Here is a 19,850-nt window from a genome sequence, read left to right as displayed (position 1 = left end):
TCATAAGGGACGGCTATAAAGGAGTTGCCGCAGCAGCTCTCGACCGCGCACAGGGAAGACTCAGGTCAGTGTGATCTTCGCGGAGATTTGCGAGATCATCTCTGTTAGATTGCAGCTGGCTTCTCGCAATTGCTAAGTGGGCCGGTTCGCTGGCACCGATCGATATGATCTTTCAGCAACTTCCGCTTCTTGGCTTGCACCCGGATCTGAGACGATCTTCAAAGGGAATTGACCGACTGGCCTTGCGAATTCCATAGTAACGTTTCCGCCTGCTTTAGCGACCAACGCCTTCAGCCGATCGAACTCGCCGCACCAGATCGTTTCCATGTCGTGGTCACGATTTGCATCGCGAGCTTCGGCCGAGCTGCCGATACCTACGGCACGCACCTGGAGGAGATCCGATCTCGATCCGCCCAAGAGCTCTACTCCGTAACCAGGATTGGCCGCCTTACGAAGGACAATCCGGCCGTTCTGGACCCAGGCGGTCGCCATTCCCTCCGATACTTCGTATCCCAGGCTGGCAAGACCCTCGAGCACCGCGCGCCTGCGCTCCGCCGCGGCCATCGCCTTGAATTCTTCCTCGATGAGAACGTCGGCGCGTTTGACGAGTTCTTGCCGGTTGCTGGGCAATGGGGAGGCGAGGGCGTCCTCGATTTCGCTCACCAACGAGGTAGCCTCCGCTGACTTCATCCCGGAAAGCTCGGCGCGTCGCGCCCGAAGCTCGTCGGCTAGTCGCGCGCTGGCGCGGCCATCCTTCACGGCCGCGGCCAAGTCCAACAGAAGGCTATCTGCGATAAGTGATCTTCGAGCCGACGGCTCTGCTTCCAAGAGCGCGACACGGTCCGAGAATGGGGAGGGATCGATGCCAAGCCCACGCAACTCGCCGAGAAGAGTATCGACGCGTCCCAAGGCAGGATCCTCCATCTCCTGAGCTTGCCTGGCAATCCATTCCTGCAGCGTGGCGCGGCGTTCGCCGGCGCCCAGGCGAGTAGCAAGCTCGCGTTGGCGGTCTGTTGCTTTTTGTGCCGCCTGAGAAGGAAGCAGCAGCAGCGCCTTTGCCATCGCCGCTTCCAGGCGCTCGGAAGATCCGTTCGAGTCACTGAGCTCGCTTCGAATGTCGGTGGGAATTTCGACTTTCAAGGCTTGTAGCCTCTGCAGCAGTGCCTCGGCCGCGGCTTTGGAGCGCCTCAAACCACGCTTCGAACGGACCTCCATTTCGGCAACCCTTTCGACCCGGCGTTCGGAGTCCGCCTGAAGGAAGGCGATCTCGGCGGCAACCTGTTTCTGGAGTTCGGTGAAACGATCTGCCTCGAGCAGGCGATGAAGCGCGTCCCGCCGGGCTGTGACATTCTCGATCTCCTTCTGCTCGATCGTTCCGTTGCGCCTGCCGGCGGACGTCCAGCTTTCGATCGCGCAGTCAAGCCGCGCCAGGTTGCGACGACAGATGGCGATGATCTCTGCTCGGGTAACGATCCTGAATGCTTTGGGTCCGCTCATTGCAATCCTCCCCCACGGAGCGCGTGCTCGACAGCGTTCTTGAGCCGGAGGCGTTCGGCGTCTCCAGCATGAGTCCAAGCATACGACGAAACTCTATGGACATAAGGAACGGCTCTTCCCAACACATTGGGGCGCCAGATCTCGCGAGCACGCGCTCTTTGAAGCAATTGGTGTCGCGGCGCATCGCATTCGACGCCTATCGCGTAGAGGCCGGTCCGGGGATCGGTCACGGCAAAATCAAGGCTGAATGCGCCGCCATCGCGAGCCCGACTGGGCTTATAGCCATTTGCTTCCAGAAAGGCTTCGACGGACCTGGTGAAGCCGTCGTCCTCATGATGTCCAGCTTCGTGGTGCGGACGTGGTTCGGTTACCATCCGGTCCAGGAGCGTCTTTCCGGACTCTGCAAGACCATCAGATACCGTCCTGGCATATTCGAGGTAGGCTTGCAGATAGTCGCGCGGCACCCTGGGACCGCTCCGCCTCGTCAACAGGTCCGATATCTCCGATATCGGCATGGATGTGACGATGACCACCTTTTCTCTCGCACGTGTTACTGCGACATTCAGGCGGCGCTCGCCGCCGGCGTGGCCTAGCGCGCCGAAGCTCTTGCGGAAAGCGCCGTGTTCGTTGCGGCCGAATGTCGTGGAGAAAACGATGATGTCACGTTCATCGCCTTGCACGTTCTCCACATTCTTGACGAAAAAGCCCATGTCCTCGCCATGCTCGATACGTTCGCGCTCGCGCATCAACGCCTCTCGGAACGCTGCATCGTTTTCGGCGCGATCTTCCAAAGCATCTTCTATGGCGTCGGCCTGCTTGCGGTTGAATGTGACGACACCAACCGACGGTGGCGATGAATCCTCCCAAAGCTCCGATAGGTGTTGTACGATATCGCTGGCTTCCTTCTGGTTCGTCTGGGCCTTGTAAGTGCCGTCCGAGCGCACGACTTCGATCGGCTTGAGCCTGCGGATTGTCTCTACGGGATGGCGAACGGGGACGCTAAGGCCGTTGGCGTAGAACGATGCGTTCGAGAATGATATCAGCTCTCGATATTTCGAACGATAGTGCACCTGCAGAGTACGGGTCCGAAGCACGGAGCGAGCGAGTTGGAGGAGATCGGGACAATCCTTGATCTCTCTCCGATTCCACGTCTCCGCGAAGGCTTCGCGTTCCTCCTCGCTGGCTCCTTCTTCTGGTTCTTCACCGTCGAATATTGCCGCTTCGTCGTTCTCGACCTTGCTGGCGAAGAAGGATGTCGGCGGCATCTGCTTCTCGTCGCCGCTGACGACGACGAGCCTGCTGCGAAACAGCGAGGGCAGCGCATACTCAACCGGCATCTGCGAAGCCTCGTCAAAGATGACGGTATCGAACAGTCCCGCGCGAGGTTGCAGCACGCGGCTTGCGACATCTGGCGTCATGAGCCAGACCGGCCGGAGCGCGAAAAGACCGAGCGGAGCGGCGCGATCGATGAATTCACGCAATCTTAGCGCTCTTGGGCCACGCAGCCTGGTGATCGCGTCCCAATCGCTGGTCGGACGCACTTTTGCTGCATCGATACCTTGGACGAGAAGATCCCGGTTGTACTGCCGGATCTGCGCGTCGGCTTCCGCGAGCGATTTTACCTTCGCATCTAGCTCGTCAGCGTCGAACAAGACGTCAGGATTCGCACCCTCCATATCGGCCTTCCACGCCAAACGGGCCTCGCGGCCTATAGTGGCGCGAATGCAGGCGTCGAGGTCTTCGGAAGCCAGTCCCGAAAGCTCGGACTCCCTGGACCTGAGTGCTGCGAAGATTGCACGCTCCTTGTCGCCCAGTCGCGAAGAGCGAAGTCGATACTCCTGATAGCTGCTCAGCAACGGCAGAGCCTGCACGATCTGGTCAATGGCGCTCGCATTGGAGCGGCCATTCTCGAGCGCCGAGCGTCTCGATCCGAGCCACAGTTCGTCGAAATAGGTCCTGAGCCGGTCCAATGCGGCACGGCTCTCCTCTCGCGTGTCATGCCTTCTGAGCGCGAGTTCAGCCCGCTGAAAGAACGTGCCGAGCTCCTCGGTCGTTCCGGCCGAGAGCGCTCTCTCGAGCTCGAGCCGGTCGGGGCACCGATCGATGAGGGAATTAAGGCCTCCCAGACCATTGAGGAACGCGCCGACGCGCTCGGCGAAATCGGCGAGCTTACCGGGCGACAAATCCAGATTGGGGGCACGACCGAACAGGACCGTGAAATATTGCTCCAGTTCGTGCCGTGGCTGGCGTATGGCCAATTCGAGCTCGACCGCATAATACAACGAGCTGATGGCGTCGTTATCTTGCGGGAGCTGCAATGACGCAAGGAGCTGGCGTACACGGCGCGTGCGCAGCCAATGGAGCGGGTTGAGCCATTGTAGGGCGCTTGCCGGCAAGCGAACTTGGCCCGCGAGTTCCTCGGCAGAGCAGAGCTCTTCCTCATTGCAGGCGATGAGCTTGGAGCAAAAGTTCGGCTTGTAGGACGGGCCGTCGAGCGCTGAGAGGATTTCTTTAATCGCTGATAGGCTCTTGAGAATGCGCGCAGCTTCCGATGTCCCATCCTCGACGTTCCGAAACAGCGGCCGCAATCGAGCAAGATTTGCGCAGACCGAATCGCTGATCGAGCGGAGCTCATCCGCTTCGGCGAGCCAGGACCGAAATTCCGCCGCATCCGATATTTTCAGACAATTCGCCGTCTCAGCGTCGGTCTGGTCCCGCCGTGTGTCGGCTTGCAAAAATGCCTGCAGGTGCAAGGCCAGTGCGGCCGCGGTTCCTCGATCGGGATTGAACGGCTTGAGGGCGGACAGCGGATTGTCTTCAAATTTCGACGGCAGCCAGAATTTCGCAAGCGGGCCGCAATTCTCCTCGATCCTCGCCACGTCCGCGGGATGTAGATCTGCCAGCAAAGGGCGGAGTTCAGGAGCCTCAATCGGTTTCCGGCTTGCTTCTTCGATCTCGAGCAGTTCGCCGAGCAGTGTTCGATAGGACAATCCGGTTCGATCATCCACGGAATGAAGTGCAACCTGGCGACGGTCCAGCTCCGTCTCGAGCGTCTCGATGCGAGCGGCGAGGCGATCGCGCTCTCGCTTCCAGGCCGCAGACCCTCCGGGAGACAAGTTGTGCAAAGCCTGGACTTGCGAACGGATTGCGCCGACGATCGGCTCACGGTCGCGATGGGCATCGGTAATCATGACGAAGCGATCCGTCAGGCGTTCCTTATCCAAGCGCTTGCGGACCACCTCGAGAGCGGCTTGCTTCTGGCAGATCACGAGGAGCGATTTTCCCGTGCCGATGGCGTCCGCGACCATGTTGACGATGGTCTGGCTCTTGCCGGTTCCGGGAGGTCCCTCGATGACCAGTCCCGGGGCCTGACGCGCGTCGAGGACGGCCGCTTCCTGCGAGGGATCACTATCCGCAGTAAAGTACCGGTCGGCCTCTTTCACCGGAGGGGATGCCGAAGGCGCCGCCTGCTGTTCGTTCAGGCGCAGGGCGGCCTCGAGCGCCGTGGCCGTCGGCGGCAAGCCCCGGAGGGTCTCGAGATCCTTCATCACCGCCTGGCCCATGAAGGCCAGATGGAACAGCACGGCTGCTGGCACCAGCTGTCGTTCTTGCGCGCCGACTTCGAGGTCCTTGCCGGGAAGCGCAGTCAATTCGCTGCCGACAGGCTTGGCCAATCGGCTGAAGGCGTCCATCACCGCCTGGACGGACAAGCTTGCATGCGTCAGGAGCTCGTTGGCCGCTTCCTGCCAACGTCTCGCCTCGGCAATGCCGACCATTCCTTCGAGAGCGGGATTGACGAGAACATGCTCGATCTCGGTATCGGGATTTCTCTCGCGCCCATAACTTAAAGTGATGTGACCGCGGTTTCCGACCTCCGGATTGACGCGCACCGGCCACAGCAGGACCGGCGCAATCCGCGGCTTCGCGTTCGGCCGATGATCGCGCATGATCAGGAATGGAAATCCCATGAACAGCCCATCGATGCCGGTATCGCGCCTGTAAAGCAATGCATGGGAGTGCAAGGAGCGCAACCTTCGCTCCAGCCCGTCGTCATCGGCGAAAGCCGCCGGATCGACGTTCACGATTCGGTTCGTACGACCAAGCAGTTGGTCTAGAATGTCAGTTGCCGGCACTCTGGGCGTATCGAGCTCGGTGAGATCGATCCTGGCCGATTTGCCGATCAGCATGCGCGTCAGCGGCCCGCGCAACACGCCGCCTGAAATCCGCTTGGCGAAAAAGTCCAAGATCGTCGACACATAGCCTTGCTTCGGAAGCGCTCTCCACGTCTCGGCGGGTACACAAAGAAGAGCGAGCGCGCGCCCTAAGGGCATTCGTCGGTCCAAGCGAAACTGGTCCGCCCACTCGTCGACGTCCTTGATGCCGCATCTGGCGAAGTTTTGAATGCGCTCGTCAATCGCCTGGTAGATCTCGCGACGTGGGCGGCCGAGAAGCGTTGTCGCCTCCCCTGCCGAAAAGTGGCCGAGCCCGGCCGTCGACGCTTCCTTTTCTGCTTCTTCGATGACCTCGGCGACCGAGCGGAACTGGTTAGAGGTCGCGCTGAGCAGGATGACGAGGTCTTCTTCCGCCGAAATGCGTCGCTCAGTGAGCGCTGCTACGCCGGCATGGTCGGTATCGGGGAAAAGCCGTCGCCGTTCTTCCCAGAGCGCGGCCAGGCGGGCCATAGAGGTCGACAGCAGGTGAACGCGCAGAGCATCCTCGTCGACCGCGATTTCGAGTTGGTCCAGTCGCTTACGAACCGTGTCCGAGCGGACCTTCAGGCGCCAGAGCCAATCGTCCGAATCAATTTTCCGCAGCAGGTCGGGTGCAGGACCTGTGATCAGGCTGTAGCCGTCGCTCGGGTGGTCAAGCAGCCAACCCGGTGTGACGATATTGCCTCTGACGATCAGAGGCATCGACGGATTGAGGGTTTTAAGTGAGATGGAGAGCTTCAAATCCTCCTGAAGGTCGTCAGTCCGCAGAATTTGCCGTAGACCTGCCGCAACAGCCGCTTCGAAGCCGGCCTCCGCAGTCCAGCTTGCAACGGCGCCTCTGAGGACAAGCGCCTTGGCTTGGTCCCAGTTCGCAGCTTCCGCGGCTGCCAATGCGAACATGTTTGCAGATCGATATTGTTTGCCGCCCAGCGAAATCGAGCTCCCGCCCTCTGTGTCGGCCGCTGTATCGGGCGCGGGCGCAGATACGCTTTCTCCGCGTAGCCAAGCCTGAACTTCCTTCCACTGCCAACGCTGACGCCTGTCACGCGCCAACAGGCCGCGCAGCAACGTGTTGGTCCGCTCGTCCAGACTTTCGGGGAGGTGTACGCCGTTGGTGAGAATGTGGATCAGAAAGGCCTGCTCATTGATACCTGCGAAGCACGCGCCTTGGGTGATCTTCTCCAACAAGATCATCCCCATGCTCCACCAGTCGGACGCCGGGGCGACGCCGCCGGCGATCGCCTCGGGCGCCATATAGCGAGTGGTTTCAAGTGGAGACACGATATCGAGGTCGAATTCGGAGAGCCGTGCCGAGCCGAAGCCCCCGACGACGAGGTCAAGTGGCTCTTTTGACCGCACGAAGACAACGGAAGGGCGCAGATCCCTGTGTCGCAATCCGGCTTCGGTGAGAGCGTGAACGGCCTTGGCGAGCTCGCCGACTAACGTTGCAAGAGACGCCGGATCGGCTCGATCGACGGCAAAATCCGCCAGAGTGCCGTCCTTAAATTCCTCCGCGACCTCGTAGGCGCGGTCTTGCCAACGACCGGTTGCGAAGAATTCCGGGACGTGATCTCGAGGAAGCTTTAAGAGCAAATCGTAGATCGCTTGGTCCGGTTCCGAGCCTATGGCGTAAAGCGTGAGTATTCCTCGCTGTGCGTCTGAGGCGCGCGTGGCGACAAAGCGCTCGCGAACTGTGCTGGACGAGGCGATCCGATCCAGCAGATGCCAACCGTCCACGACCGTTTCTTGGCCGGACGCTGGCGCGGGCTGTGGCGTCGGAATGGGCTCGGTCGGTGAGGGCGCCTCGTCCCCTTCGATGATCGGCTCGCCGCATAGGCTGCAGATCAGGTCGCCAGGAGCGCCCTGATGACCGTTTCGGCAGGTCGGCGCGCTCGGAAGAGGAATTACAGCAGGATTTGGCCTTGGTCTCGCCGATCCGGCCGGCGTTATATCGACCACCGACAGGTCCCAGCCACAGGTTTGGCCGTTCAACGTGCCTTCGCAAAAGATCTCGCTGACGGGGCGCTCGGTATTGCAGTTCGGGCAAAGTCTGATCATGAGCAAAATCTAAACCGAAAGGAAACGTGTATCTTCCGAAATTCCCAGCGTCGACCCGCCGCCTTCGAGGATATTTCGCAAGCGCCGGAAGTCGCCGCGAGCCGGAATGCCCGCAAGCCAGACGTCGCCATTATCGTCGAACATCACGTCGAAGGTGCGGTCTCGTTCGTCGATTGGCCGGTCGAAACTCGCGAACCGAGCGCGGCCCAGGGGCGTCATGAGGTGCAGCTCCTGATTGTCGCTGCCACGAAGCGCGAGGGTTTGCTTTTCATCGATATCGAACGGCCCGGAAACGACCGCGTCAATGAGAGATGGCGATGTGGCTAGCGCTTCGCAGATCGCGGTCCACGGGTAGCCAGTAAAGACCAGGATGTCTGCCTTGGTTCGAGCTCTAAGCCGCGCCAGGAGATCGAACAAAGCCTCGCGCTGATCGAAGGGCTCGCCACCCGAAATCGTGATCCCGTCGGCGGTCGAAAGCCATGGCAAGACTGCCTCGACGACTTCCTCTACGGTCGTCGTTCCTCGTCCGTGTGCCCAGGTGTCCATGGATATGCATCCTGGGCACCGGATCGAACAGCCTTGAAACCAGATCCCGATCCTTCGGCCTGGCCCCAACGTTGTGACCGGGAAATGGATGCGCGACAGATTGACCATCCTCATGGGGACTGCTCGCTCACGAGATCGATCGTGGTCGATGGCCCAGCTCGAATCTGTTCAATCCTGTATCTGTGTCCGGCTTCCGCTCCGCGATCGAAGAGACTGCGCGACAGCGGGTTGATAAGGTGAGATTCAACCTGATTGCGGATGCCGCGGCCGCCGTTTGAAAGATCAGAAAGGCACAGACCGCGAAGGACCTCGCGGGCAGCCCCGGTCAAGGTCACGCCATAGCCGAGCGATTTGACGTCCCTGAGCAGGTTGTCGACCATCTGATCGAATATCTCGTTTGCAACCTCGGGCCGGATGAAATCGAAGACGATGACGTTCTCTCCGATCCGGTTCAATATCTCGGGCCGGTTGAGGACCTGTTTGAAGTGCTTTTCGATCTCGCTTCGGACCTTTCTCCGCACGCCGTCGAAGTTCTCTTCGGGCGTGACGTTGGCAATTCTCTCACCAGATGGCCCCGGTACGTAGATGCCTAAATTCGAGGTGAAGACAATGAACGCTTCGGAGAAATAGACACGATCGCCTCGTCCCGAGGTGAGGACGCCGTCGTCAAGGACCTGCAGAAACTTGTCGAGAATCCTCGGATGGGCCTTTTCGATTTCGTCGAACAGGACGACGCTGAACGGCTTTTCACGGATTGCGTTCGTGAGCTCGCCGCCGACATCATATCCGATATAGCCGGGCGGTGCCCCGATCAGCCGTTGGTCCGAGTGCTCGGCACTGAACTCGGACATGTCGAAGCGGATATACGCAGATTCATCGCCGAAAAGCAGGCTGGTGATGGTCTTGGCGAGTTCCGTCTTGCCGACACCGGTCGGCCCGGCAAGAAAGACGACACCCCTCGGCCGGCCGCCGCGCGGCGATTGTCCAATCCCCGTCACTGCGCGCTTGACGATATCGAGCATGTGCGTGACTGCGTGGGACTGTCCCTTGACGCGGCGTCTGACGAATTCTTCACCTGAATTGATCTTGTCGCGACTGATCTTGCGCCATGGATCCTCAGTCACGCCCACCTTGAAGCGCCGCACGGCATCCCCGATCCGATCGAACTGCACGCCTTCGCTGCGGGCGAGCTGCGCGACCGCGCTGACGTCGAGCAACAGAAGGCCTTCAGTCTCGTCCACGAATGCTTGAGTACACTTTTCTAGGTCGGATTGGTCCGCGTTCTGCGCGCCGGGCAGACTTCGGACAAGGGAGCGGATCATGCTCCTTCTCGCAAGATGATCCGGTCGCCCGATTGGCACATGTCTGATCTTCGGGTTTCCGATCAGGAACCAATCGGGCAGGTCACCCTCCTTGTCCACGATCCAGACGACAGTATTGAAGAAGGGTAGCCGCTTATCGCCTGCCGGACGCGCCCGCGCCGCATGAGACAGGATCAGCGCCCGGGAGAAAAGCTGGTGCTCGGCAGGTGATAAGGCATCGTTTCGCGCGATCAGTCTTGACGCAAAGTCGACGATGAGGGCGGAGGGCTGGCCTTCAGCCATGACGTGCCGTTCGAGCGTCGTCGACAACAGATCGATCCCGCCCGCCGCTGTGCCAGCAGTCGGCACTAGACCGAGTTGAGTGAGGTAGCTTCCGTCGGCCGGCTCGACGTCCCGAAATCCGTTCAGGAGATCAAACCATGCGATCCGTCCATAACCAGCTGCCTTTAAAACGTCCGGCAGCACCCTCGATAGCGGCGCTGCGGTCAACTCGCCTGAACCGACCTCGTGGATCTGGAGGTCCCGCGTATTGCCGGAGAGCACGAATTGGCTGCGGAGAGGCAAAAAGCGCAGCAAATCGCGGAGCCATCTGGCTCTTTCCACCGAACGGTCCTGCACCGAGAAGCCCCCTTGTACGCTTATGACGCGACTATAAGCTATTCTACTCGCCGATTTCGAGAGTATTTCCCGAGAATCCATAGGGAAATGGGATAAGGCGAAAGGACCAGAAGGGCGGTTCGATGGAGGTCAAAAGGCGACATCCAGCGCATCAGGATCTGCTCGGCCAAACGCTTCAGATCGTGTGCGACGGCAACCGCTAAGTCTGGGAGATCGTCTTTTGGCCAGGCGGCAAGTTTTTGAAGGCAATTCGGACCCGCTAAAAGAGAAGCCCACCTTCGCCGCCGTGAGCCATCGGAATGCAGGTGGAACTCGGACTTTTAGGATCGTGCGCTTCTTCGCGCATAATTTAAGGGCACGGTGTTGAAGCGACTCATCCGATGAGCAACACAGCTTGCCAAAGAGCCTGGATCCACGGGCCCTTTCGATAACTATGTGCTTTTGACCCGATTCGTTTTCCTTCTCATCGATTGCGGGATTGTGCTCGCTCCTGGCGAGGGAGACCCACGGACGTGACGAGCGCGCAGCGCGTTCAGAAGCAGGTCGCCTTCTGCCGAAGCGTGCGGTCGTGGCCCCGGTGGCAGGTCCCAATCGACCGCGAATGAGAATTGTACTGCCGGATTCTGGGAGCTCAGCCCGGCCACATAACAGTCGAAACCAAGGACCTGGGCGTCGGCGCCCCGGAGACGCCGGCAGATCTAGGATGAGCCTGCTTCGTCGCCCCAACAGCTCTGACCTTGCCCCAAGTTTTATCCAATCCTGAGTTCGCTCCGGCTGTTGGATTTGCCCGGTTGGGTGGTGGTAGCGACGGGAGCTGGCGCGGAGCCCTCGGCATAGCGCAGCGCCAGATCCCGGCGCGGTTGGCAGGTGACTGCGAACTCGGACGGGGTCTTCCATCCGAGCCGCGAGTGCCAAGTGTTGAAGGCCACAGCGAGTGATGATGATCCGAGGTCGATTTCGGGGCTGATAATGAGATCGAGCTGGCCATGCGGGATTGTTGCGCTTCTATTCGAATGAATGAAGAAAAAGTGCGCAAGGTTGCGGATCGAGAGCGAAAAACACCGACATCACCGGTCTTGATCCTCAACATCGAAAATCTCTTGACGATTCAAGAGAATATTCGATAAATCCCGCCACTACTGTAGGTTATGTTATTAATTTTCGGGGCGGTGCCCGATGGGAGATCTCCCGTCAATTTGTCACGGGCCGCCGAATGCCTTCGACGAGGGCTGGTACGATTTTGCAGAATCCGGCCTGTTTCCTCGCTAAGGACTCTCTCCGATGGACAGTATGGAAATTGACGCGATGACTGTGCGCGAGCAGCTCTTTACATTGTTGCGCAACCTCCGGTGGATTGCTCTTCTTTCGGTGCTCATTTCAATATTGTTGTACTTGCCAGATCAGATTCAAGAGCTCTACCGGATAGCCGCTGACGACATTGGGTGGGTAACCCTCAAAGAGTTCGTCGCCGTGGGCGTGATTGCGCTAACGATCTGGGCAGCCGCTTTTCAGCTTAGCGCCGCAACCCTGCCTCATATCCCGCCCGCTAGGGGGCGCGTGGCGTTTTATATCAAAGTTGCACCCATTGTACTCGGAGGGTTGCCGATCATCGCCGCGACGGCAGGTCAACTCGCCTCGCGGCCGGCTGAAAAGATCGGTGAAGTCGAGGAGGTCGGCAGCATCTTCCGCATTCAGGACCAAGCGCTCGCCTTCGAGCGGAACATGCTGCTCATCCTTGCGCTTGCCATGTTGATCCTGCTCGCCTCGTTTGTTGTATTCGCCTGGCGGATGGGATCAAAGCATCGCTCGGCCGCACTCGCGAACCGGGCGAACATCGCCTATTTCATCCGCTATAGATTTCTCGCGCTCACGATCGGCGGCATCGCCCTGTTGACGACCGGGTTCGTTTTGTTTCCGGACAGGCTTGCACAATTCGTCGGATCGTTCGGCGTAATCGCTCTCTTTTCGATGTGCGTGGCAGGTCTCACCACCCACTTTGCACTGCTGACGATCAGGTTCAATTTTCCTTTTATACCGGTTGTGTTTGGCGGCTTGTTCCTGGTTGCCTCATTGTTCGGAGGCGATGACCACGGGCTACGCAGCGTGGCCGGAGCAACCGGCCCATCAGAAGAGATGCGCATTTCTGCAGTCGAATCATTTCGCGATTGGCTTCGGCAAAAACCGCGCCTGGCCGAGGCCGAGAGGCTCGGAGAATATCCGGTGTTCATTGTGGCTGCCCAGGGCGGAGGCATCTACGCAGCCAACAATGCGGCGCGCTTTCTTGCCAGGATGCAGGATCTCTGTCCGGCATTTCGGCAGCATCTGTTTGCGATAAGCGGCGTCTCCGGAGGGAGTGTCGGCTCGGCAATCTTCGCAGCTGCGCTTCACGCCGACAATGCGCCACTTGATATGGTTGCTCTCGACGTAAAGACATGCCCGAAGATCGCTGACTTTCTGGCTGGCGTCGGCCGGGCCGAGGATATCGATGCCCCCGGGCAGGTAGAACAACGCGTTGCAAGCATCTTAGAGACGGATTTTCTCTCGCCCTTGGTTGCCGGTTTTCTATTTACTGACTTCACCCAGCTGTTTTCTCCGCTCGCTATCCCAAGTTTTGATCGCGCGCGCTTTCTGGAGTACACGCTGGAGAATGCTGCAGACAGAATGCTCAAGAACCGCAAGGGCGCTGGCGACCAATCCAATCTGCTAAAGGCCGACTTTCAGTCACATTGGACACCTTCCAACAATATGCCGGCGCTGTTGTTGAATACGACGGATGCCGGTAGCGGCAAGCGAGTTGTGATCTCGCCATTCGATATCGACCCGCTCCACGCGAAAGACAAAGACCTCTGTATTCTCTCGATGCTTGATCGTGGCGGCACAGGAGCCGATCAAACTGTCAAGAGCCACTCGCTGCGGATTCCGCTTAGTGCCGCGGCCTTTACCAGCGCTCGGTTCCCATGGATGACGCCGGCAGCGACGGTCTCCTTGCGGAACGATTGTATTACCGCCAATCCGCAGGCGCGCCTCGTGGACGGCGGATATGTCGAGAATTCCGGAATAGAGACCGCGCTCGATTTGATTGAGCGGCTCAACAGCATCAAGGGCACCTCCGACGCGCCAAAATTCCGGATTTATCTGCTGTCGCTGGTGAGCGGTCAGTTTGGAGACCACGGCTCTTTCATGTTCGGTGAGCTCATGGAGCCGGTGCGCGCGCTCTTGAGCACGCGAAGCTCTCGAGCCTATGTTGCGCTTAATCACGCCACCAATCTCGATCGTCGGCCGGAGAGCGAGGTAACGCCCAGCGTGCAACGCTTTCCAACGTTCGGTCGAATAGACATAACAGGCTCGTTTTACAACCTGCCGCTTGGTTGGACGCTATCTCAGAAAACGGAAGACATCATCTCGCTGAGCAGCGGCCGCTTTTGGGATTGTGTGCCGAAGGATGACTTCGATCAATCCCGCAAGAAGCAGAGCAACGCGGATTGCTTGCAAGTGAAATTGTTTCATCTCTTGAACGGATCCGTCGCCTCCGCCTTTGAAGCGCTCAAAGAAGCCAAGCTTGCCCAGGCGGCTTACGCTGACGAGTTAGACAAAGAATACAGGCCCGCTCCAAAGATCAAACCGCAGCCGTTACTTGCCTGCTATGAGAGCAAGTGGCTGCAGGAGCGCGGCTATCAAAAATACCAGGATAAAGTTTCTGCGTACGAGCACCAGCTGGCGCAGTCGATCAAGGACCATTCGCCGGCTCCTGCGCCCGTGTCGCCATATCGAAAGAGCTATATGGCTTATTTCCAGGCCGAGCAGGTCAAAGCCTTGCTGCAGGAATGGGACCGCATCGAGGAGACCGATCCGCGGATCCTGGCCTATATCCTAGGGGCAATCTCCTACGACAGCGCCGACTTTACACGCAGCAGCGAAGACTTTTCATACAGCTCGGTCTCGCAACTGCCGCGCAAGTGGCGCGATCGGATAGAAAAGAACAACGCCGCGCTAGCAGCCACGAACAAACCGTCTATCGGAATGGACGCATTGCTCAACCATCCCAAGGAATTGGCCAACTTTGTTCTTGGCTACGAAGGCAACCCGTTCGGAAACCAGTTGGCGACGGACGACGGTTGGCTGTTTCGTCCACGAGGAATGTATCAACTGGTGGGACGCGAGCAATATCAGGAAGCGCAGAATCAAATGCAAGAGCTCGGAGAACTGGCGGGGCTTGATCTCCTGACGCTTCCCGACGCACTGCGCGATGCGAAGATCTCAGCCAAGGTCGCCTTTGCTCACTTTCGGCTTCATCCCTATCAGAACCGAACGCTGTTTGAGTTGCTCAAGGATCCCTCGAAGGACTGGATCGCCGTGCGCGCGCTGCAAACCGACATGGAGCATGGCCCAACCGACAGAGAGCGTGTCAATGCGAGAAGCCAGATGTTTCTCGGCTGCATTGAGGAGGCATTACATCCGACACAACTCAAGACATTGCAGAGCAAATTTTACGGCAGCGAGTAAACATCCTGATACCGGGCCGCGGGCGGGAAATTATGTGACTGAAAGCGATGTAGATCGGACTTTCGATTTTTTAGTCTTACAGGGGAATTGCTGACGATGGCAAAAGGTGAGATCCGCCGGTCAAAACTTGGTCGGCTGTTTACAAGTCTGTCCGCAGCGGGGCTGATCGTCGCCGTTGCCTTGGGAGCAGGAACAGCCCGGGCCGAGACGCCATCGAAGCCGCTTTCGGCCAACGACGTGTCCATCCTGTTTCCTCCACCGAAAGCGCCACCAGACCTCGTCAATCTGATCGCGGTGTCCGACCTCGCCGGCCCCACTGGGGCTCCGCAGCGGCTTTTATCCGATGAGGATTTCGCGCGTTTTATCGCAAACGCCGAAAATCCAGAACACAAAGGCGTGCCGGACTCGGGCGCGCGCCGCATTGAGCTGCCTGATATCGTGAAAAAGATCGATGCCTGGTTCGTTGCGGGAATCCGGATCGATCCGGGAGCCCCGGGATTATCTGCTGATGTTATCGCCCAGTTTGGCCGGCAACCGCAAATCCGCCTGATCATCCAGCCGGTGACCAATGGACCCCAGGGATTGAAGGTCCATGACACTGCCGGTCATCTTATCTTCAGTTTCAACCTCGAGCCTGATTCACCTCTTGATGGTTGTGGGCCATTCCCGCGATTTAAACCTGACGATCAAGCTTTCAAGGCAATCGTTCGTGACGTTGCATTATTGCGTGATCAACTTGTGGCGGGAAAGTTCGGCAATGTAAAGGTCTCGACTGCCGGTGACATGAACGTGCATCCGGGCCTTATCGGTGCATCCGCAAAACCGTTTCGTGATGCGGTTAAAGCTTTGCTGGAAAAGCATCTCTCGCCGCAGCGCCTCAACACCATGGCTGTCATGGGGATTTCACCGCCCGAACCCTGGGTTTTCGTCTCGATGCTGAGAGTCCCGCAGGCCGGGTTGATACCAGTGCCTGGCCCGACGCTCGACGGCCTTCATGCCGCGCAGATGTTCAGCATCGTTGGCGAGACGCACGTGGTCCCGCGGCCTGCCACGAATAACCAGAATCCAACGACGTGTCGCCACGCGGCGCTGCAGAATCCTCCCCTGCCGCTTGCCAATCGTAAGGGTGTTTCGACAGCCGATTTCATCGATGCCAACGTGCCAAATAGCCGCGTACTCGAGATCGTCAATGTCATTGCCGATACGAAGAAGAGTCACTTCTTCAATACGGACTGCGTGAGCTGTCACACCGAGACAGCGCAGCCGCTGGCCAGGAAAGTGCAAGGCTTCGCTGTGCGTGGGGTGAACCGAGCCGTTCTGCCGAAAGAAGACTGGAACGTTCGCAATTTCGGTTGGTTTCCCTCGTTCTTGCATGGTGGCCCAGCGGCCGCGACCATAACGCGGCGCGCGGCAGCCGAGACCGCTGACGTCGTCACCTTCATCAATAGCCAATTGCTGAACAAGTAATAAGCGCATTTCTGGCTAGCGCGCTCACGCGGCAGCAGGCGCATTTGAAATTCAAGGAGAGTTTAGGATGGGGGCACGTTCGTTCAACTCTTGGGTGGGTGGCGTGGTGAGGCGGTGGCCTCATGTCGTCGCTCTCTTGTTCGCGATTGTGTTCGTCGTGGCGGGGCCAATAGGGATGGCGTATTTCGCGCCGGAGAAGCTTCGCGATGCGGCGCTTAAGGTCAAGAATGACGCAAATCTGGTGGCGCAATTGCTGCCCGCGACACTGCCAGCACCATCGAAAATCGATAGCGCATACTGGCTGCCGCAGAACTGGAGCGCGCGGCAGCGTTACTGGTTCCACCACACGTCCCAAGGCACGGCGACTATCCCCGTGCCCTATAGATGGTTCCTGGCTCTAGAGCGTCCGGAGTTGTCGGTCCGTTACACGAGCTTGACGGACAACGAGTATCTACGACGCCTAGGTTTCATCCCAAGTCCGAGCTCGAAGAACTTCGATTCTAGCTCACCTGCGTACGGCTACCAGGAGGATGCCAAGGGCGTTAGCTCCACTTGGACAGCTAGCACGCCTGACAATGCCGATGGTTTGCCTGTGGGTTTCGCGATCCTGAAAGGGGGCGTCGACCCGACAACAGGAAGTTCCTACGAAGATCAGATCGGACTAACCTGCGCCGCCTGTCATACCGGGCATCTCGAGTACAAGAATGTCAGCATTCGCTACGATGGCGGGCCGGCGATGGTCAATCTTGGCGAGGTTGAACGGGTCATTGGGTTATCGATCGGCTATACGCTGATTTTGCCGTGGCGGTTTGAACGCTTCGCCGACCGGCTGGAAAGCATTGAAGGTCGAAGCGTCGACCGCGGGAAGCTTCGACACGATCTGGAGCTCGCACTTCAAAAGATCAAGAAGCAGAAGGCCGCAAATGATAACCTGTTGACGAGGCAGGGCGTGACGAATCTCGACGAAGGTTTCGGCCGACTTGATGCGTTGAACCGGATCGGCAACCAGGTCTTCTATACCAATTTCCTAGATCCGGCGACCGGCGAACTCCCAGATCCGCTCCTCAAGGGCAACTTCGCGCGCAACGACGCTCCCGTGAGTTTTCCGCCAATCTGGGACACGCCGTACTTCCTTTGGGCGCAGTATGACGCCTCTGTTCTCAATGAGCTTGTCCGCAATTCTGGCGAAGCGCTCGGCGTCAGCGCGAAAATCAACATGAGGGCACCTGCGCCGGGACGGCCGCTTTTTGCATCATCCATCCATCTGTCGGACATTGCTCGTTTCGAGGAGCTTTTGCGCGGTACCGATCCCTTTTCGTCGGCGGAGGCAAGCGGGAGGAAATTCAACGGGCTTGTCGCGCCACGATGGAAGGACGCGCAGGACAAGTTTCGAGGCGACCCGGCCTGGGCCATCGACGAAAAACTCGTTGAGAAAGGTCGCGATCTTTATCGCTCGCACTGCTTTGAATGCCACCGAGGGCCGGTCAATGATCCCGCATTCGACGCAAAGTGGCCGGACGATTCGTTCTGGAAGGCGGAGAACCCGGATCGCTCTGCCAAGGGCGAGAAGAATTGGGTGGAGATCGGCGGACGCCATTATTTCAACGTCGCTCAGCTGCCGGTGACCGTGATTGGCACCGATCGTCAACAATCCAATGTTCTGACGGCCCGACGCGTTCACTTACCCGCGTCACTCGGCCTCAATCCGATCGATGACCTGAACAAAGCCTGGGGGTGCGGCCTTCCGGCCGATCCGGCGCCAAACCCCTTATTTGTGCTCGCGCTGATGGATGTCGTGGGCAAGACGATCGATCAATGGAACCTCGCGAACAACTCTTCCGAAAAAACCAAGCAGCAGATGTGGGGGCCGAGGAAGAATTGCCAAAACCCGCGAGCATACATTGCAGCGCGGGGGCGCCGTAACGGCAAGGACGAAGATGTCCTTGCCCTTGAACCTCAGTACCGCGCGCGTCCGCTTGACGGTATTTGGGCAACAGCTCCGTATTTGCACAACGGGTCCGTGCCGACGCTGAAGGACATGTTGTTACCCCAGGGCCGGCGGCCGAGCTCTTTCTGCGTGGGCAGCCGCAAATTCGATCCTATTGACGTCGGGCTCGCTGCGAAAGTGCGAGCGAACGACGCCTGCGCGGCCGGCCTGACGGACTTCAACGTATCGCTGCTTGGGAATAGCAATCGCGGGCATTCCTTTGAGGGCAAGGAAACCGACATAACGAAGCTGCCGCCTGGGATCATCGGGCCAGAATTAACCGACGCCGAACGGCGGGCGCTTCTGGAGTATTTGAAGACGCTCTAAGGAAGCCGTTTGATGACGCGCGAGGTTCTTCATTGTATGATCATGCAACCTTAAGTGAAGAGGTTTAAGCGCCATTCCCGTCGCCGTTCACAGGGGCAATTGGCAACATTTATGTCTGCTGTGCAGTCATTGTACCGCTCCATTGGAGGAGACCTTCTATGCTCAACTCCGAAACCGCCGCCTGTCTTCGTCGCATTCTGGATGAAGTGTGCAAGGATCTGCCGCGGCACGAGACCGGCATCCGAGCGCACGTCGCTTCCAAAATACTGGAAGCCGCCTCTCGTGGCGAGACGTCCGTCGAAGCTCTCAGGCAAGTTGGGCAGACCGCGTTGAGCAGCGCTCCTTCGATGTGGCCACAGCAAAGTTCTCGTCGATCTTCATCCGAAAGTAGCGGCGCCGGCGAACCTACTGGCTCAACCAAACAGGATTAAAGCACGCCGAATCGAATCCATCAGCAAGCGCCCGCGAACTGGAACATTCAGGGAGGGCGCCGTCGCGGAAGCAGATCCGAAATGGTTATGTGCGCGAGACGGCATTTGCCGAAAATGGGATCAATTCAGGGACTGGCCAGCGGGCCTCGCGAAGCGAGATCATATGCATCCGGTAACTCACCAAGCAACCCGGAAGGAAGCTAGGTGATTTGGTGCGCAAAGACGGCGACCTCCGCACGTTCGAGTAAATGATTCTAACTGAATAAGATGGCACGGAACACGCCGGATGCTCACCTTGCGATGTTGCGTCGACGGATTAGAACCATTGAGCAACCTATCGCGAACTGCCACTCCGGCTGATCGAGATCCTCAGACTGCTACATGCCGCGCAGTACTGATTTCGCATCGGACCGCGCGGAGGGGGCTGGAAGACCTTCCGGAACGAGCCGTACATGTAGGCTCGTGGTGATCGAGCGCGAAGGGGCGAAGTCGAGTTTGATGTCACTTCGGGCTCTTCTTCGTGTTTGAGACCTTCTCGCCCGCGCTACTCTCGATCACGACGCCGCCACTGAAACGTAATTTTGCCTTGTCGCCAGCCTTGAATGTGAAGGGTATCGGCGCCGGCGCTGATACCATTCCGTGTAACCCGCTCTGCGAGCGAGAGCAACCATAGGCCCTGAAAGCCCGTCGCGCTATTGAGCTGCCCGTCCAAACAGTCGTCGGTCCGCATCCGGCAAAGTTCACGGTCAACCTGATGGCTAGCTTTGATTGGTCTGAGCAAGCCGGCCGGTTGCCGGTTGAGGCGCGCCGGCGCCGCAGCAGCTGCTTGCATTGTTCGTATAAGATACCGGAGATCGCGCCTGTATTCTGGTCAAAGTTGTTG

The 19,850-nt window shown here is 58.7% G+C and carries 7 protein-coding genes and 1 pseudogene; 3 read left to right on the top strand and 5 right to left on the bottom strand.

The annotated features are described in order from the left end of the window. Nucleotides 1–132 precede the first annotated feature (132 nt). The 5 genes and pseudogenes from XH88_RS36130 to XH88_RS36110 all read right to left on the bottom strand — a co-directional run. Nucleotides 133–1,497 carry a hypothetical protein gene (locus XH88_RS36130; RefSeq protein WP_271672940.1) on the bottom strand — a complete coding sequence of 455 codons (1,365 nt, stop codon included), beginning with the start codon at nucleotides 1,495–1,497 and terminating at the stop codon, nucleotides 133–135. After that, nucleotides 1,494–7,766: an AAA domain-containing protein gene (locus tag XH88_RS36125; RefSeq protein ID WP_271672939.1), complete on the bottom strand. Its 6,273-nt coding sequence runs from the start codon at nucleotides 7,764–7,766 to the stop codon at nucleotides 1,494–1,496. Before XH88_RS36125 ends, XH88_RS36130 begins: the two co-directional genes overlap by 4 nt. Before the next feature lie 9 nt (nucleotides 7,767–7,775). Then, entirely contained in the window at nucleotides 7,776–8,420 is a 645-nt protein-coding gene (locus XH88_RS36120; RefSeq protein WP_271672983.1) for a 4Fe-4S single cluster domain-containing protein, read from the bottom strand. 2 nt (nucleotides 8,421–8,422) lie between these two features. Next, nucleotides 8,423–10,252 carry an AAA family ATPase gene (locus XH88_RS36115; protein ID WP_271672938.1) on the bottom strand — a complete coding sequence of 610 codons (1,830 nt, stop codon included), beginning with the start codon at nucleotides 10,250–10,252 and terminating at the stop codon, nucleotides 8,423–8,425. A 749-nt stretch (nucleotides 10,253–11,001) separates the two neighbouring features. Further along, a pseudogene (locus XH88_RS36110) lies at nucleotides 11,002–11,163 on the bottom strand (IS3 family transposase); the annotation flags it as partial. Nucleotides 11,164–11,533: 370 nt separating this feature from the next. Between XH88_RS36110 and XH88_RS36105 the strand changes: the two are divergent. From XH88_RS36105 to XH88_RS36095, 3 genes are all read left to right on the top strand, one after another. Further along, entirely contained in the window at nucleotides 11,534–14,755 is a 3,222-nt protein-coding gene (locus XH88_RS36105; RefSeq protein WP_271672937.1) for a hypothetical protein, read from the top strand. 96 nt (nucleotides 14,756–14,851) lie between these two features. Continuing rightward, nucleotides 14,852–16,222, top strand: coding sequence for a hypothetical protein (locus XH88_RS36100; RefSeq protein WP_271672936.1), 1,371 nt, complete (start codon nucleotides 14,852–14,854; stop codon nucleotides 16,220–16,222). Between the two features lie 67 nt (nucleotides 16,223–16,289). Then, complete coding sequence (locus tag XH88_RS36095; protein WP_271672935.1) at nucleotides 16,290–18,536, top strand: di-heme-cytochrome C peroxidase; 2,247 nt, start codon at nucleotides 16,290–16,292, stop codon at nucleotides 18,534–18,536. The last annotated feature ends 1,314 nt before the right edge of the window (nucleotides 18,537–19,850 follow it).

Source organism: Bradyrhizobium sp. CCBAU 51627, assembly GCF_028128765.1.
Classification (GTDB): Bacteria; Pseudomonadota; Alphaproteobacteria; order Rhizobiales; family Xanthobacteraceae; genus Bradyrhizobium.
The sequence above is the reverse complement of the archived record's forward strand: the minus strand, read 5'-3'. Positions and strand labels throughout refer to the sequence as shown.